14 protein-coding genes are annotated in these 16126 nt (G+C 69.2%); 8 read left to right on the top strand and 6 right to left on the bottom strand.

Annotated features, from left to right (window positions below):
- Positions 1-250: 250 nt before the first annotated feature.
- Together ACFYOU_RS03490 and ACFYOU_RS03495 are read left to right on the top strand one after the other, a co-directional pair.
- Positions 251-772 carry a hypothetical protein gene (locus ACFYOU_RS03490; protein ID WP_391303203.1) on the top strand — a complete coding sequence of 174 codons (522 nt, stop codon included), beginning with the start codon at positions 251-253 and terminating at the stop codon, positions 770-772.
- Entirely contained in the window at positions 762-2450 is a 1689-nt protein-coding gene (locus ACFYOU_RS03495; protein ID WP_391303205.1) for a relaxase/mobilization nuclease domain-containing protein, read from the top strand. The genes ACFYOU_RS03490 and ACFYOU_RS03495 overlap by 11 nt, the downstream gene beginning before the upstream one ends.
- On the opposite strand, the gene ACFYOU_RS03500 is transcribed toward ACFYOU_RS03495, so the two are convergent.
- Genes ACFYOU_RS03500 through ACFYOU_RS03520 form a run of 5 tightly spaced genes read right to left on the bottom strand, consistent with a single transcriptional unit; the run spans position 2441 to position 6969 of the window.
- Positions 2441-2971 carry an AAA family ATPase gene (locus tag ACFYOU_RS03500; protein ID WP_391303207.1) on the bottom strand — a complete coding sequence of 177 codons (531 nt, stop codon included), beginning with the start codon at positions 2969-2971 and terminating at the stop codon, positions 2441-2443. The two genes, ACFYOU_RS03495 and ACFYOU_RS03500, sit on opposite strands and share 10 nt — an antisense overlap.
- 38 nt (positions 2972-3009) lie before the next feature.
- Positions 3010-3885, bottom strand: coding sequence for a glycosyltransferase family 2 protein (locus ACFYOU_RS03505; RefSeq protein WP_391303208.1), 876 nt, complete (start codon positions 3883-3885; stop codon positions 3010-3012).
- Positions 3879-5114, bottom strand: a complete 1236-nt coding sequence (locus ACFYOU_RS03510; RefSeq protein WP_391303210.1) for a hypothetical protein — start codon at positions 5112-5114, stop codon at positions 3879-3881. Before ACFYOU_RS03510 ends, ACFYOU_RS03505 begins: the two co-directional genes overlap by 7 nt.
- Positions 5111-5815, bottom strand: coding sequence for a hypothetical protein (locus ACFYOU_RS03515; RefSeq protein ID WP_391303212.1), 705 nt, complete (start codon positions 5813-5815; stop codon positions 5111-5113). The genes ACFYOU_RS03510 and ACFYOU_RS03515 overlap by 4 nt, the downstream gene beginning before the upstream one ends.
- Positions 5812-6969, bottom strand: a complete 1158-nt coding sequence (locus ACFYOU_RS03520) for a glycosyltransferase family 1 protein (protein ID WP_391303214.1) — start codon at positions 6967-6969, stop codon at positions 5812-5814. Before ACFYOU_RS03520 ends, ACFYOU_RS03515 begins: the two co-directional genes overlap by 4 nt.
- Before the next feature lie 145 nt (positions 6970-7114).
- Here ACFYOU_RS03520 and ACFYOU_RS03525 point away from each other — a divergent pair, with 145 nt between their 5' ends.
- The 6 genes from ACFYOU_RS03525 (at position 7115) to ACFYOU_RS03550 (ending at position 13627) form a co-directional block, all read left to right on the top strand.
- Positions 7115-8098 (top strand): helix-turn-helix domain-containing protein, encoded by a 984-nt coding sequence (locus ACFYOU_RS03525; RefSeq protein ID WP_391303216.1) that lies wholly within the window; start codon positions 7115-7117, stop codon positions 8096-8098.
- Positions 8095-8664: a peptide deformylase gene (locus tag ACFYOU_RS03530; RefSeq protein WP_391303218.1), complete on the top strand. Its 570-nt coding sequence runs from the start codon at positions 8095-8097 to the stop codon at positions 8662-8664. Before ACFYOU_RS03525 ends, ACFYOU_RS03530 begins: the two co-directional genes overlap by 4 nt.
- Positions 8665-9707: 1043 nt before the next feature.
- Positions 9708-10250, top strand: a complete 543-nt coding sequence (locus tag ACFYOU_RS03535; RefSeq protein WP_389771974.1) for a DUF4231 domain-containing protein — start codon at positions 9708-9710, stop codon at positions 10248-10250.
- 212 nt (positions 10251-10462) lie between these two features.
- On the top strand, positions 10463-10870 hold the full coding sequence (locus ACFYOU_RS03540; protein WP_391303221.1) for an ArsR family transcriptional regulator: 408 nt from the start codon (positions 10463-10465) through the stop codon (positions 10868-10870).
- On the top strand, positions 10867-11136 hold the full coding sequence (locus tag ACFYOU_RS03545; RefSeq protein ID WP_389771968.1) for a hypothetical protein: 270 nt from the start codon (positions 10867-10869) through the stop codon (positions 11134-11136). The genes ACFYOU_RS03540 and ACFYOU_RS03545 overlap by 4 nt, the downstream gene beginning before the upstream one ends.
- Before the next feature lie 130 nt (positions 11137-11266).
- On the top strand, positions 11267-13627 hold the full coding sequence (locus tag ACFYOU_RS03550) for an MMPL family transporter (RefSeq protein WP_391303223.1): 2361 nt from the start codon (positions 11267-11269) through the stop codon (positions 13625-13627).
- A 142-nt stretch (positions 13628-13769) separates the two neighbouring features.
- Here the strand turns inward: ACFYOU_RS03550 and ACFYOU_RS03555 are convergent, their stop codons facing one another.
- Positions 13770-16043 carry a CDP-glycerol glycerophosphotransferase family protein gene (locus ACFYOU_RS03555; protein ID WP_391303225.1) on the bottom strand — a complete coding sequence of 758 codons (2274 nt, stop codon included), beginning with the start codon at positions 16041-16043 and terminating at the stop codon, positions 13770-13772.
- Between the last annotated feature and the right edge of the window lie 83 nt (positions 16044-16126).

The following is a 16126-nucleotide window of genomic DNA, read 5'->3' on the forward strand; positions in this document are numbered from 1 at the left end:
CGTACCCGCGCCCGTGTCCGTACCTGCTCCGACCAGCCATGGGACGGATGCGACGGACGTGACGAACCCTCCACCCAAGAACCCTTGGAGCACTACCGTGCCCGACCGACCCGCCGACCGCGCCCCGTCCCGCCGCCGCACGAATCCGCTCAGGCCGGGCCCACGAACAGCAGCAAGCTGGAGCGAACGAGCCTCTAACGAGGCTTCGTCCGCGCTTGCCCCCGCCCCAGGGGTGGCGGAGGAAGGGGCCGTGCGCCAGCGGGCGCCCGAACTGGGAGAGGTCGGAGATGACGTCGGGTCCGCTTCCGTCGAAGATCCGTCGCACCCTGAGCAGCCTTCCTGGCGTGAGTCCGGCGCCCCCGTGCTGCCCGCTCTGATGAACCGGAGACGCACCGTCGAGACCCGCGACCAGGTCAGGAACATCCGTTTCACACCGACCGCAGTACGGATCATCAGTGCTGAGGCCGAACGGCGCGGTCAGCGATTCGCCGGCTTCGTCGGTGATGCCGCACTGGCAACAGCCCTCGGACGGAAGCACATGCTCGGCAGTCCTGAGGACGATCCCGTACGCCCGTTGGTGGCGGCCGTTGAGAAGCAGATCACGGCACTGAACAAGATCGGCAACAACCTCAACCAGATCACCGGAGCCATCCACCGGGGAACCGTCCCCGAGCACACTCATGCCGTACTGGACGGAGTGGACCGGGCAGTTCAGCGGAGCTATCAGCTGCTGGACGAATTCGTCACCACGGGCGTCGCCGATGGTGCCTGATGTCTCCACCGGCTCCAGCACCCTCGGCCTGATCAGGTACGTCTTCGGCAGAGGGCGCCGCGACGAGCACACAGACCCGCACATCGTCGCCGCCTGGGACATGGCCGGCGCCCCCGACCCGGGCCGTGACCGCGAGGCCACCTATACCCAGCTCGCCACACGGCTCGACCACCATGTCGATCTGCGCACCCGCGAGCTGGGCGGAGTGACACCGCCACAACACGTATGGCACTGCCCGGTCCGCACAGCGCCCGGTGATCGCTACCTCACCGACGACGAATGGGCCGAAGTCGCCCGCCGTGTCGTCGCCGCCACGGGTATCGCCCCTCAGGAAGACGCGAGGGCATGCCCGGTGCGCCACGCGGACGACCACATCCACATCATGGCCACCACTGTCCGTGCGGATGGCCGCCGCCCCCGCACCCATCGAGACGGCTGGCGGGCCCAGCAGGAGTGCCGCAAGATCGAAGCCGAGTTCGGGCTACGCCGCCTGAAGCCGGGCGACCTCACCGCACCGCAGACACCGACCGGTGCTGAGCGGGCGAAGGCCGAGCGCCAGGGCCGGACGGTCACCTCGCGGGAGTGGCTGCGCGAGCGGGCGTATCTGGTCGCGGCCGGCGTCCGGAGCGTGGACGAGTACTTCACCGTCCTACGATCGATCGGCATCCAGGTCAGGCCCCGCATCGGCCCGGAGACCGGCGAAGTGACCGGCTACAGCCTGGCCGCACCCGGCGATACGAACGGCCAGAGCGAGCCCGTCTGGTACGGAGGCTCCAAGCTGGCGCCCGATCTTTCCCTCAGCCGCCTACGCGAACGGCTCGCCGACCAGAAGATCGATGATCGGCCCCACCACCTCGCGGACCCGACCGAACCGTGGCGTCGCGTCGAAAGCGCACTCCGCCGCGCCCGTACAAGTGTCGAATCCGGTGACGACGCCGTGGCCCAAGCCCACCTCGACGCGTTCGGCGACACCTTGCACAACCTGGCCCTCGTGAGCCACGGTCCGCACCAAGCCGAGCTGTATGAGGCGGCGAAGGCGTTCAATCGCGCCCGACGCTCCGCTGTCCGTGCCGACCATCAGGCCGCCGCCTCACTGCGCGAGGCGGTCAGGGAGCTGGCCTATGCCTCACACGCGCCGGGCGGGATCGCCGTAGCCCTCCTCTTCGCCGCCCTGCACCTGGCTCTCGCCGCCGTCAAATGGCACAAGCATCGGGGCCACCAGCAACAGGCTGCCGCAGCCCGGCAAGCCCTCAGTCACCTGCGGGCGGGTTACCAGCAAGCAAGCGAGCCGGTACTGGCAGACCTCTCTCGCCGAGCCCCACGTTCGCGGACCATCACCCGGTTCGAGGCCATCGTGCGTCGCGTCCTTCCCAACGAGGCGGAAAGGGTTCTGGCGGATCCGGCCTGGCCCGCTCTCACCACCGCTCTCGCCCGTGCCGAGACCGCTGGCCACAAGGCCGGTCACCTCCTGAGCGAAGCCGCCGCTGAGCGCGAACTCTGCAGTGCGGATTCACCGGCTCAGGTGCTGGTGTGGCGTATCGCTTCCCTGCCGAACAAGCGGGCGACCGCAGCTCGCCTCCGAAGCACCCATGGCAGCGAGCCCAGCCTCTCCGTGCCCCAGCCTCTGGTGACGCCACACCATGTGACGCGTGGGGCGAGCAGAGGCACTCAGCGCTGAGTGTGCCGAGCTGCGGCCAGCGCTGCCAGGAATGCGTTCTGGTCTCCGGTGTGGACGATGACTTCCTCGTCCTCGGCCGGGGTGTCGAAGCGGGCGAAGAAGTCGTCAAGGGCTTCGGGGGTGACGGTGAGGGCGTTGGCGTCCTCACGCTGGTTGCGTTCGGCCAGGCGCCGCAGCAGTTCGTCGCGGCCGACGGGGAGGTAGACGACCACAGGATGGCCGCCTCCTTCACGGGCGGCCTCCCGCCAGGCGTCCCGGTCCGTGCGGCGCCACAGCCCGTGGTCGAGGACGACGTCGTTCCCAGCCTGGAGTTCCTTGGTGAACCGTTCCCGGATGGTCTCGACGGCGGGTCGCTCGCGCTCGAAGTAGGTGTGCTCGGGGTAGTCCACGCCGTACCGGCCGTGGAGGCGGTGGACCTCCTCGTCCACGGACAGCCGGACGTAGCCGTGGCGGGTGAGGGCTTGGGCGACGGTGGTCTTGCCGGAGCCGGTGAGGCCGACCAGGAGAACGGCGAGGGGCACGGAGACATCCCTTCCGCGACGGGCGTGCACGAGCGCGGTCATTCTCCCCGATCCTGGAGGGAGCCGGCATGCGGCCGCCAGGCGGTGACGATGTCGCGGGCCTCGGCGGCCCAGCCGTCCGGCATCCGGTCCAGGCTCACCCGCCGGAACGCGAACTGCGGATCGCCGATGTCGATCGAGCCGCTGTGCTGGCGAACGTGTGACAGGAGACGAACGGCTTCGTCGCGTACGGCCGGGGTCTGTTCCTGCCAGGTGCCCGTCGAGAAGTGCTGGACCCTGCGGCGGAGGTCGTCCAGGACGCCGGAGCGCCACTTGAAGTGGTGAACGGCGCAGAGGCGGTCCGGGTCCGGTCTGTGTCCGGGGGATCGGTGGTTGCCGGAGGAGACGGGGATGTCGTGGCGGGCCAGTGCGATCTTGCGGGGGTCCCCGTGCAGGAGCCGGTGGGTGAGATGACCGCCGAGGGGATACGCGTGATCCAGCCCGTCTTCGGTGCGCCAGCCGGTCAGATGCCCGGTCGCAGTGACGCGGTCGAGCATCAGCCCGCCCACGGCCCGGTGTCCGGAGTGTTCGGCCTGGTTGATCACTTCGGGGAGAGGTGCGGCGTACTGCTGGAATTCGTCGGCGTCAGCGAGCAGGTGCCAGCCGCGTCCGGCGTGGTGCCGCAGGGCGTCGCGGAGCTGTGTGTTCGTGTGCTCGTGCCAAGGGCCGGTCGAGGTACCGGTGGGAACGATGCCCAGCTCCCGGCAGGCCGCCTGGAGCTGGTGCTGCTGGGCGTGGGGAACATGCTCGGGGAAATGGAAAGCGATCAAGAATCGCTCGATGCCGAGCTTCCGGTAGTGGTGGACCCATGCTTCGAACAGAGAGGGCTCGACGGGCCCGACGACGGCGATCAGAGCCGGGGGTGTGCTCAGCATCGGGACTCCGTGGTCATGAGGGAGGCGAACATCCGAGTGAGGAAGTCGGCCTGGTCTGCGGCGGTCGGCATCCCCAGAAGGCCAGGAGCCTCAGGGCCGGGTCGCTCAGGCGGTTGGCGGATGACGCTGTGCAGAGCGTGGGCGAGGCCATCCGGGTCGCCTGGGGAGAATGTCAGGGCCCACGGCCGGCCCTGGAGATGGCTGGTGAGCGTGGGGTCGTGATCGGAGACGATCAGTGGGACGCCGAGCCGGGCGGTGTCCATCACCAGGCCGGACTCCTTGCCGACTCCGGGGCGCCGGGCGACGAGGGCGGCGTCGGCCGCCCCGTAGACCAGCCGTAGCGCGCACTCCGGGACGGGTCCGGGCATCACGTGCAGGTGGAGGAAGGCCAGGTTTCGCCAGCGTGCGAGTACCGACTCGTCCAGCGGATCGCCCGTGACCACGAGGTGTAGCGGTTCCTCCAGCCGGGCCAGGCCGGCGTCGATGACATCGAGGTCCTTGTACGGCCACCAGCCGCCGACGAGGCAGACCACGGCATCGGTGACCGGGATCCCGAGGGCCGACCGGCCACTTTCACGTTCGGAGTCGGTCAGACGGAGACCATCGTCGACCGCGAAGGCTCGGACCACGGCCGACAGGTCGGGGAAGTCCTCGGCGAACTGGTCGCCGACCGACTCGGTCGGGTACACGGCGATCACTCGGCGCTCGCCCCGGCGGGCCAGCCGGCCGATGAGCCGTACGAAGGAGTCTTCGGTCGTGACGGCCTCGTGGACGAACCGGAGATGCGGTTGACCGCCCAGAAGGGCTGCTGCCCCGTGCAGCGCATCGCTGGCGGTGAGGATCACGACCGCGTCGGCGATGGGCTGAAGCCGACGGGCGGTCCGCAGCGCCGAGGCTTCGGCCAGGCAGCGGGCGATGAGGGTGATCTGGTGTGGCAGCCGCCGCAGCCGGTCCGGCCATCGACGAGAGCGAAAGACCCGCCGGACGACCGTCGAAACACCAGCGAGGAGGCGTGATGCGGCGAAGAATCCGGCGGAGACACGCCCCACGGGCGCGGTCGCCGTTCGCGCTTCCGTCTCCCGGAGCGCGGCCACCACATCGGATGCGATTCCGTTCAGGGCGACGACTAGGCTGCCGGGTCGTGCCTGGGCAAGCGCCACCAGAGTGCGCTGATGGTGCCCACCCAACCGGTCGGCGTACGGCTCGATCAGGGCGAGTGATCTGGTCACCCGGATACCGCCTGATCCCCGTGGACCTCAGTGAACCTTTGCCGCAACCACGCCGGATCGTTCAGTCGCTCGAACTGGTCCGGTTGACGGGCGGCCTCGTTAGCAAAGGCGACGCCCTCCCGAGCCCCTGCTGCGGCGAAGGCGGCGAACTCCTCGTCGCTGCTGCGACTCCAAGCTTCCACCCGCCAGCGGGCGTCTCCGTCGGCCATGCCGTACTCACTGCCGCGGGTGAGCATCGCGCACTCCCGAAAGCCCGCCTTCCAGGAGTGGAAGGGGTTCTGGTTGAAGCGGGTGACACCGGCGGCCTGTTCGGCGAACTCGACGCGTCCGGGCAGTGCGGCGAGGACGTCCACCGCCTCGCCCATCTCGCGCAGAGCACTGCGGCGGATGAGCTTGAGCCCGCCGTAGCCGTAGGTCAGTCCGTTGACGGGGTTGACCGCGCGCCACACGCGCATGGAGACATCCTCGTCCAGGGGCTCCACAGCGGCCGGGGCGAAGTCGGTGTCGATGGCAAAGTCGCCGTCCGCGAGGAAGAACTGCTCACGGTCGACGGCCTCGGCGCACAGTCGGTAGGCCCGGCGCATGCCGTGTACTCCGTGCAGGCGCTTCACAGCGCCCCCGAGGGTCCGCTGGAGGCGGGAGTGGAGAGAGTCGGCCATCGGTTCGTCGTACGAGAGGAAGACGGCGTCGAACCCGGTCACGAGATCGCCTCCAGGTAGCGGGCGGCGACCAGTTCGGGGGTGAAGTCGGCCGTGGAGGCGTGGGCGCGCTTGGCATGCAGGGCGTGGAACGTGTCGTCGGAGGCCAGCCGCTCGGCCAGGGCGACCGCCTCGGACGTGGTGGTGAAGCACAGTTCGGGGTCAATGTGCTCGGCGAGCCAGCCCAGTCGCGGCGAGATCACAGGCAGGCCCATGCCCTGGCAGTCGATCACGCTCATCGACCACGGGCAGCCGGGCCGGAACGGGGCGATACCGAAGCGCGCCCCGGCCAGCAGATCCCGATAGCGGACGCGGTCACCCCGGTCCGAGACGATCTGCACATGAGGCAGCGCGGCAAGTTTCTCCCGCATCCGCTCCGGGCTGTCGTTCAGCCCTGTCCGAGCGGCACTGCGCTGCCCGAACAGGTCCATCACCCGAAGCCGCACGGATCCGGAAGACACGAGGTCACGGGCCAGGTCCACGAACTGTTGGGTGCCGTAGTGCGCGTACAGCCTGTGGTTGTAGACCCCAATCGGCTCGGCTCCGTCGCCGCTCGGGGTGGTGACGGGCGCGCGGACCAGGCGTTCGTCGCGTGGGGCCGGAACCACCCGCAGCCTGTCGCCCAGATCCACGGTCATCCGTTCAGCTGCGGCCGAGACCCAGGAGGCGGCCGTGGAGGAGTGCACCATCACCCGGTCGCAGACAGCCAGGCCGGCGGCGAACGCCAGCAGCACCGGCCGCCCGAGCCCGCCATCGTCGAGGGATGGGTCGACCAGGAGCCGCCCGCCGTCGTCGAAGGAGTACGGCAGATAGTGGCAGTACCCGGCCAGGAGCGCGCCGGAGCCCGCTTCCAGCAGGGCCGTACGGATCGCGGGGGCCTCCTCGATCTGGTTGGCCACCACCACGTCCGGCTTCTCAGTCTGGATGAGTGCCACCAGCTCGTCGATGTCCGCCGAGAAGCGGGCGCGGTACTTCGTTCCGGGCAGCTTCGTCTGCCGGAAGCCGCACCGGTCGTCCCCGGCCGGTGCCGGCGCGGCGACCGTCACCTCGGCTCCGGCGTCCGCCAGCGCCGGGGCAAGGAGGTCGGCGAAGATCCAGCCGGAGTCCGAGGACAGCCGGTCGGGGTTAGAGATGTTCAGCAGGTACAGCACGCGCATGATGCGTCGCCTCCGTCATCCGCCCGGGGATCGATCCGGGCCGCTGAGGGAAGGAAAGCCGCGACGCGGGCGGTGACGGGATGATGAACTGAGATCACTCACGGTTCATTCATGCTCACCAAAAATGACACGGGGCGAGGATTCGATGGACACTCAGGGCGAGGAGATCACCGCCGAGCAGGCTGCCGAGGACTTCGCGGCCGAGGTGGCGCGGTGGCGGGAAGTGCGTGGCATGTCCAAGCGGGCGTTAGCGCAGGCCATGGGCTTCGACCCGTCCTACGTCAGCCACGTGGAATCCGGTCGCCACAAGCCCAGCGCGGAGTTCGCCCGGCTCGCCGACGAGGTCATGAACTCGGGGAAGGCAATCTGGCGCCGCTGGCTCGACTACGAACAGGCGAAGGCCAGAGAGACCCGGGCACGGCGCCCACCCGCAGCCCCGCCGGCACCGCGAATGCCCGAGCAGCCGTACGCCGCAGGCTCCGCCCTCGTCGTCGAACACGACGCCGCGCACCTCCGCTACGACGGCCGCGCCTACCGGCTCACGATGCGACGACGGCTCCGGAACACCGGAACGGAACCGGTCACCCGCTACCTGATCCGCATCTCGGTCGACCGCTACCCCGGCGACCCGGAACAGTCCAACGCCCACTACCGCGCCCACCCGCTCACCTGGGACGAACTCGACCTCACCGCCACCTGCCGGGGCGAGCCAATGCGCTGGCAGGCCAAGCACGACCGCGACGCCTTCAAGGAGATCTGGCTGCTGTTCGACAACGAACACGGCCGCTTCCCTCTCTACCCCGGCGAATCCGTCTGGATCGAGTACGCCTACACCGTGAGCGATGACAAATGGGGCAACTGGTTCCAGCGTGCTGTCCGCCTGCCCACCGAACAACTCGAAGTCCAGCTCGCTTTCCCCGCCGCTCTTGACCCGGTGGTCTGGGGCACTGAGACCTCCATGACCGCCGAAGCCTCCCCACTCCGTACCCCACCCGTCCGCCGTGACGACGGCGAACAGCGGGCTTTCACGTGGATCACGACCACACCCGCACTGCACGCTCGGTACCGTTTGGAGTGGCGGTTCCGGGCACGACCCGAACACAAGACGGAACAGGGAGAGTTCAGTTGACGAGCGTTCGGCCCAGCCAGCAGATGCGAGACCTCGACGTCGTCCAGGAGGGCGCCGCCATCCTCACCACCCCGGCCCGCCCCTTCGACCTGCCCACCGAGCAGGACGAGGCCGAGCGCATCGTGGACGAACTTTTCGCCGCCCTCAACCGCATCAGCCAGGTCCACCCCTTCGCCAAGGGCATGGGCATCGCGGCCCCCCAGATCGGCATCGGCCGCGCCGCCGCCGTCGTCCAGCCACCCGGCGATGCCCCCGCGATCATCCTGCTCAACCCACGGATCACAGCCCACGCGGAGGCGAGCGACGAGCAGTACGAGGGCTGCCTGAGCTTCTTCGACGTCCGCGGCTTCGTCCCCCGCCCCCTGGAAATCACCGTCGAGAGCACCGCCCTAACTGGCGAGCGCGTGACCACCGTGTACGAACACGGCCTCGCCCGCCTCATCCACCATGAGATCGACCACCTTGACGGTCTGCTGTATACCTCGCGCATGAGGGTCGAGGAAGCCCTCATTCCCGTGGAGCAATACCGGCAGAGCGGCCAGGCATGGTCGTACGAGAGCGCCTGACCGCATCGCCTTAGCAGCCGAAAATCAGCCACTGCACCTCAAACTCAAGTCAGGGGCCAGGCGGAAGATCCGCGCTGGGATCGTCAAGAGCACGGCGTGCGAGCTCACGGAATTCACGCATGCCTTCGCGGGCGGGCGACATGGATGTCACTCCTGGGGGCGGTGGCGGCGGGGAGCCTGGGAACTGTGGACGCGGTTCATGTCGATACCGCGAATCACTGATCCATCTCTGCAGTGAGCGGGTCAACCTAGTTGCCGCTGCGGCCACGTCCCGCGGCCCCTCAACCTCGACTACAGCAGCAGCTTTCGCGAGAGAGCCGTCTAGTTCAGCAGCCTGGTCTAGGAGGGCTTGGAGTTCCTGGCTTCGCTGCTCGTCCACCCGAGCGAGTCCGGAAGCACGTGCGGCGATGGCATCGTAGTCGGACGCGACGCTCACGAAGGCAGCGTAGGCATCTCTTCGACCTTGCCGGCGCCAGTGCTCGTGTTGACTGCTGCGCTGGGTACTGCTGGTGTGTCTAGCCGCGCGCACTACGCCCCAAGCTCCAAGCGCAGCAGCGACTACGGCCGCAGCCCCGGCAATCATCGCCGTATCCCCGATGTTCATGGCGTGCATTGTGCCAGCGGTGCTCCCTGGCAACCGAGTTGAGAGCTGATGAACATGCCCGCCTGCCCGGAACACATTCAGCACACATAGGGCCGGGAAGCTCTGGGAACACTTGAGAACTACGGAGAGTAGTTTCCCCATGCTGGGCAGCCTATGGCCTGTGTTTTCGCAGGTCAGGCCGCTGCTCCGAGAAATCTCCTAAAGCGGGTGTCGCAGGTTCGAATCCTGCCGGGGGCACGACGCAGCAAGCCGCTGCCCCGGGGCAACCCCGGGGCAGGGTGGTGCGCGGCCTCGGGCTTCTCGTCCGGGGCCGTTGCCGGTTCACGGGGCCGGGCCGTCAGCGGACCCGGGGTGACCGTGCTCGGGTGGAGTGCGGCGGGGCGGGGCGGGCGGGTGTGGGAGTTGACCGACCTGTTGCGGCACGGGTCTACTTCCGCGCATGTCAGAAACGGATGACGGTCAGTCGCTGGAAGCTCACCCGTCCGTCTCCCTGCCGGTGGCCTCGGCACGGGAGTACGTGGAGGGGAGGCTGTCCCAGTACCAGAAGTGGTACGACAAGAAGGCCGTCAAGACGAAGGCGATGCACCTCCGGATGAGGACGATATCCGTCGTCGGGGGAGCTCTGGTGCCCGTGTTAGTCAATCTCGACCTGTCATTCGCCAAGCTCACGGCCACGGTGCTGAGCCTGATCGTGGTCGGCTCCGTCTCCTTGGAGAGCGTGTACCGCTACCGGGAGCAGTGGAAGAACTACCGGTCGACCGAGCAGTTCCTCGGGCATGAGCGGATCTACTTCGAGACCAGGGTGGGGATCTACTCGGGCCTCTCGGAGGGCGAGGCGTTCACGACCTTGGTCGCCCGGGTGGAAAGCGCCATCGCGAACGAGAACTCCGCGACCCTGAACGTGATGACCCTGGGCGGCCAGGTGAGCACGGACGTGCAGTCGTCGCCCGGCGTTCCGGGCGCCCGGCGGGAGGTCCGGTAGCCCTTAGGGGGTGACCCCCAGCCGCCCCTGAGCCTTGCCGCTCACCGTTGAAACCCGGCTTGGCACCTGCCAACGTTCATGGGCGGGTGCAGACAACCATGCGGTGCAGCAAGGGAGTTGGCGGTGAGAGTGCTGGGGCGTGGTGAGGGGGAGGGCGTCGTGTCCCCGCGGCCGACGTCGCCCCGCAGGTTCGGGGGGTTCGGTGGGTCGCCGTGACGGCTTCCTTCCGCGACGGGGACCACTTGGTGCACGTGTTGGCCACGCTGGCCAACCCGCACCGGCTACGGGTCGTGGCGGCCCTGTCCCGTCGGCGCACCTACGTGAGCCAGTTGGCGCGTGAGTTGGGCATCAGCCGCACCCTGCTCCAGGCCCACCTGCGGAAGTTGGAGGCCGCGGGCCTCGTTTCGGCCCACCTGGAGCTGTCGCGTGACGGAAAGGCCATGAAGTTCTACGAGGTGGTCCCCTTCGCGCTCGACCTCACGCCGGAAGCCATCGCCACCGCCGTGCTGACGTTCGGCCCGCGCGACGCCGACGCCGACGCCAACGCCAACGCCAACACCGATGCCAACACCGACGCCGATGCCGATCCATCGGGCGGCGAGAAAGGACCTCCTTCATGAACCCCCGGGACTGGCAAGAAGTCATCGGAACGGCCGGCATCTTCGGCACCGTCTTCGTGGTCGTCACGATCGCCGTCTGGAACATGGCCGCGACCTGGCGGGCCAAGGCCGTCCTCGCCCGCGACTACGAGTACCGGACGCTCGCCGAGCAGGCGACCCGGCACCAAGGTGCCATCGAGCAGCGGCTGATCGCCATCGACGAACACCTCGCCGATCTGCGGACCCGTGTGCATTCGGTCGAGCGGGTGCTCAAGGAGATCGAGTAGGGAGAACGAGCACGACCGGACGAAGGAACCGGGCCGTCAAGCGGCAACTTGGCGGCCCGGCAGAAGGAAGCGACACCTCGCCGATGGCGAGTCTTCAGCGCATCGCCCCTTTCGGGAAGGACCCTAGTTCATGGCGCGCACGCCCACACAGTCCACTGCACGGAGCAGGTCCGCGGCCGCGTCGGGTGGTGGTCGGGGCACGTTCGTCGAACGGGCCGCCGGCTGGTCGATCCGGCACCGTGCGCTGGCGATCGGCGGTTGGCTGGCCCTCGTCCTCGTGGCGTTGCTGGCCAGCGCCGTGTTCTCCGGCCCCGGGGCCAGAACGGACGACCCGGGTGAATCCGGCGAGGTCAAGCGGGTGTTGAGCGCCCAGGAGAACTACGAGCCGGTCCTGGAGAACGTCCTCGTCCAGCGGCGGGACGGTGACGCCGGCGGCGCACGGGGAGGCTTCCTCGACGATCCGGCGTTGGTGAAGGCCACGGAGGACCTGGTGGCCGAGTTGGCCGGGGTGCCGGGAGCGGTGACCGGTCTGCGCACCCCCTTGGACCCGGGGGCGGAGGAGCAGGTTTCGCAGGACGGCCGCTCGGGTCTGGTCACCTTCTTCGTGTCCGGTCCGAACGAGGAGAGGGGAGCGCACTTCGACGCCGTGGTCGGGGCGGTGGAGCGGGTCGCCGAGCGGCACGGGGGCGTGCGCGTCGTCCAGGCCGGTGACGTGAGCCTGTCGCGTGCCGTCGACGACGCCGTCAAGGCGGACCTGGCCCGTGCGGAGAGCACTTCGCTGCCGATCACCCTGGGGATCCTGCTGGTCGTCTTCGGGGCCCTGGTCGCGGCGGCGATCCCGCTGCTGCTGGCGGCGACCACCGTCGTGGGCACCTTCAGCCTGATCGCCGTGCTGGAACGGTGGGTCGCCGTGAACAGCGCCGTGACCTCGATGATCCTGCTGATCGGCATCGCGGTCGGGGTCGACTACTCGCTGATCTACCTGCGGCGCGCGCGGGAGGAGCGGTCCGCGGGTCACGGGGTGGCCGCGTCGTTGCGCATCGCCTCCCGGACCTCGGGTCAGGTGATCGTCGTCTCCGGCGTGACGGTGATCGTGTGTCTGTGCGGTCTGCTCTTCAGCGGTCTCGACGTGTTCCGTGGTCTGACGCTCGGCACCGCACTGGTGGTGGGACTGTCGATGGTCGCTTCCGTGACGGTGTTGCCGGCGGTGCTCGCCGCCCTCGGGCACCGGGTCGACCGGGGCCGTCTGCCGTGGCTGGGGAAGCGTCGGACGACCGTGGCGGAGTCCCGTCACTGGGCGCGGCTGGCGCGGGCGGTCGTCGACCGTCCGAAGGTGTGGGGCGGCGCCGCGGTCGTCGCGCTGTTGGTGATGGCGGCGCCGGCGCTCGACCTGCGCTTGCAGGACGCCGCCGTGGTCAACAGCCTGCCGCGCAGCGCCCCCACGGTGGATGCCGCGATCCGCATGCAGGAGGCGTTCCCCGGTGCCCCGACGCCCGCGCGGGTCGCGGTCTGGGACGTCGACGGCGCGGGTCCCGGCCGGGCCGGCTCCCCCGCAGTGGCGGCGGCCGTGGACGGACTGCGGCAGGAAGTCGGCAGGAGTGGCGGGCAGTTGGCGGAACCGGTTTCGACGGTGCGGGTCGACGAGGTGCTGGTGGTGCGCGTTCCGTTGGCGGGCAGCGGCACCGACGAGGTGTCCGGCGCGGCCCTGGAGCGGCTGCGCGAGGTGGCCCTCCCGGCGACCCTGGGCGAGGTCGAGGGCATCGACTACGCGGTCGGTGGCCGGACCGCGTTCGCCGAGGACTTCCGGGAGCAGTTGACCTCACGGGCGGCGCTCGTCGTCGGGTTCGTGCTGGTCCTGGCGTTCGTGCTGCTGCTGGTGGTGTTCCGGTCGCTGGCCGCTGCGCTGGTCTCGATCGTGTTGAACCTGTTGTCGCTGGGTGCCGCGTACGGGGTGCTGACCTGGGTGTTCCAGGACGGCGTGGGCAGTTCGCTGCTCGGTTTCACCCCGTACGGGGGTGTGGCGGGCTGGCTGCCGCTCTTCATGTTCGTCGTGCTGTTCGGTCTGAGCACGGACTACCACGTGTTCGTCCTCAGTCGGATCCGGGAACGTCGGCTCGCGGGGGCGACCACCCGGGACGCCGTCGTCGGGGGCATCGCGGGCAGTGCGGGGGTCGTCACCAGCGCAGCGGTCATCATGACGGCGGTGTTCAGCGTCTTCGTCACCCTGTCCGCCGTCGAGAACAAGATGATGGGCGTGGGCATGGCGGTGGCCGTCCTCATCGACGCGACCCTCGTGCGCGGTGTGCTGCTCCCGGCTGCGGTGGCCGTGTGCGGTGAGCGGTTCTGGGTGCTGCCGGGCCGGCTGGACGGGCTGGATCGCCGGCTGGACCGGTGGTCGGGCGCGGGGGGAGGGGCCCGGGCCGGGTCCGTGGCCCCCGCGACCGCCGCCGATGCGTCCCCCGGCTCGTCCGGGTCAGCGGGCCGCGCCTAGAGGGTGGGTCGGGCCGGGCCGAGGGGGGCGCAGCGGGGACCACCGTGTTCACCGCGGTCCGCCGTGTCCCCGAGTTGCTGCGGACCCGGCCGTGACCGGTCGGCCGCCGGGGTGGCACACCCCGGCGATCCCGCACCGTCCCTCACGCCTTGGACAGCCCGGCCTCAGCGGCGGCCTTGCGCGGGCTCGGCGCGACGTGGCGGGCCTCCAGGGGCAGCGGTGCCGGGCCGGCCTCCTCGTCGAGGAAGGTGCGGCGCACCACGCGCTCGGCCGCGTTCCCGTCGTCCCACTCGCAGAACCGCTGTCGGAAGGCGGTGCGCAGTGCGGTGGCCCGCTCGCCGTCCCAGCTGCCGCTGCGGAAGACGGAGATCAGCTCGTTCTCGTTGGTGGCGACGGCGCCCGGGGTCTCCCCCGGCTCCCCGGAGAGCAGGTCGAAGGTGACGCCGCGGGAGCGTACGTAGACGTCCCAGTCGTCGGCGTAGGTGACGATCGGCCGGTCGAGCACGGCGTAGTCGAACATGATCGAGGAGTAGTCGCTGATCAAGGCGTCGGAGGCCAGGCACAGCTCCTCGACGCTGGGGTGGCGGGAGACGTCGAGCAGGGCGCCCTGCTCCTCCAGCTCGGCGAGCCGCCGGTCCGCCCCGTAGAAGTAGTGGGTGCGGACCATGAGGAGCACGTCCGGGCCCAGTTCGCGGGTGACCCGCTCCAGGTCCAGTCGGGGGACGTAGCCGACCTGGTAGTCGCGCACCGTCGGCGCGTACAGCACGGCGGTGCGGCCGGGGGCGATGCCCAGGCGCTCACGGATGTCCAGGACGTCCTGCACGGTGGCCCGGGAGTAGACGTCGTTGCGCGGATAGCCGGCGTCGACGGACTCGAAGGAGCAGGGGTAGACGCGGTCCCACTGCTCGGTGGAGTGCTGGTTGGCGGAGACGCTGAAGTCCCAGCGGTCGGCGCGCTGGAGCAGCTTGCGCATGCTCATGCCCTTGGCGGCGGCCGGATACTTCTGCTGGTCGATGCCCATCCGCTTCAGCGGGGTGCCGTGGTGGGTCTGGATGTGGATCTGCTCGGGGCGCTTGACGACGGTGTCGGCGAAGTTGACGTTGTTGACGAAGTACTTGGCGCGCGCCATCACCTCCCAGTAGCGGGGGGTGTTGACGACGACGTGGTCCATGCCCGGGGGGACGGTCTCCTCCAGCCCCTTGCGCACCACCCACACGCCCTTGATGTGCGGCGCCAGTTCCTTGGCCTTCTCGTACACGGCCAGGGGGTTGCAGGCCGGGGTCCGGTTCCAGTACGCGGAGAAGACGGCGAGGTTCTCGTCGATGGGGCGGCGCAGGTGGAGCTTGTAGACGTTCTCCTGGGTGCGCTTGTCGAACGACCGCTTGACTTTGCGGAGCTGGTTGCGCCCCTTCACACGGGTGCCGTTGACCAGCTTCAGCGCCTGGAAGCCGTGGTAGGAGCCCCGGCCCAGCGCCTGGAACTTGGCGCCCTGGATGCCGGGGGGCGGGGTGAAGCCGAGGGGCAGGTGCTGCCGGTACATGGCCGAGGCCTGCCGGAAGAACTCGGCGCGGTCGGCGGGGACCACCCGGCTCGCGCGGGCGAAGGTGAAGAGGAAGTGGCTCGCCATCCGCTCGAAGAGCATCGGACGCAGACCGGCCAGGTCGGGGCGGGTGTCCAGGAAGTCGAAGAGGCGCTGGTACTGCTCGAAGATGGTGAAGTGCTTGCGGCCCGGGGTCTGCATCGAGTTGCCCTTGCGGCGTTGGCGGTACTCGATGCAGACGTAGTCGAGGCAGGCCGCGCGCTCAGCGGTGAGCATGGTCGTGTAGACGATCAGGGCGTCCTCGTAGAGCCCGTCGGTGAAGGTGAAGCGGTTGCCGGTGAAGAAGTCACGGCGGTAGAGCCGGTTCCAGACGACGGCGAACATGGACAGGAACTCGGTGCGTTCGGCCGGCCGGAAGACCTCGGTTCCGGACTCCGCGAGGAGATCGGCGGTGGCGCTGCGCTGGACCTTGTTCCACCAGTAGGTGCGGACGTGGTCGATCAGCAGGATGTCCGGGTCGTCGGTCTTGTCGAGCCGGTCGGCCATCGCGCGCAGCGAGCCGGGCGTGATGGTGTCGTCGCTGTCGAGGAAGAGCAGGTAGTCGCCCCGGGCCCGCGCGATGCCGGTGTTGCGGGCCTGTCCGATGCCCCCGTTCTCCTCGTGGCGCACGGTCACCACCCGCTTGTCACGGGCCGAGAACTCGGCCAGGATCTTCCCGCTGCGGTCCGGGGAGCAGTCGTCGACGGCTATGACCTCGAAGTCGGTGAAGTCCTGATCGAGTAAGGATTGCAGGCATTCGCGCAGATAGCCCTGCACATTGAAGACCGGGACGATGATGCTGAATCGGGGGGCGGCGGTGTGGCCTGTCTCAGGCATTGCAGTGCTACTCCAGGGTGCGGTCTGTGGGGTAGTCGGAAGTTTGCCGGGATTCGCGTGAAACTCATGCATCTCCCTCATTT

It is taken from the genome of Streptomyces sp. NPDC005955 (assembly GCF_042871255.1).
In the GTDB taxonomy this organism is placed as follows: Bacteria; Actinomycetota; Actinomycetes; order Streptomycetales; family Streptomycetaceae; genus Streptomyces.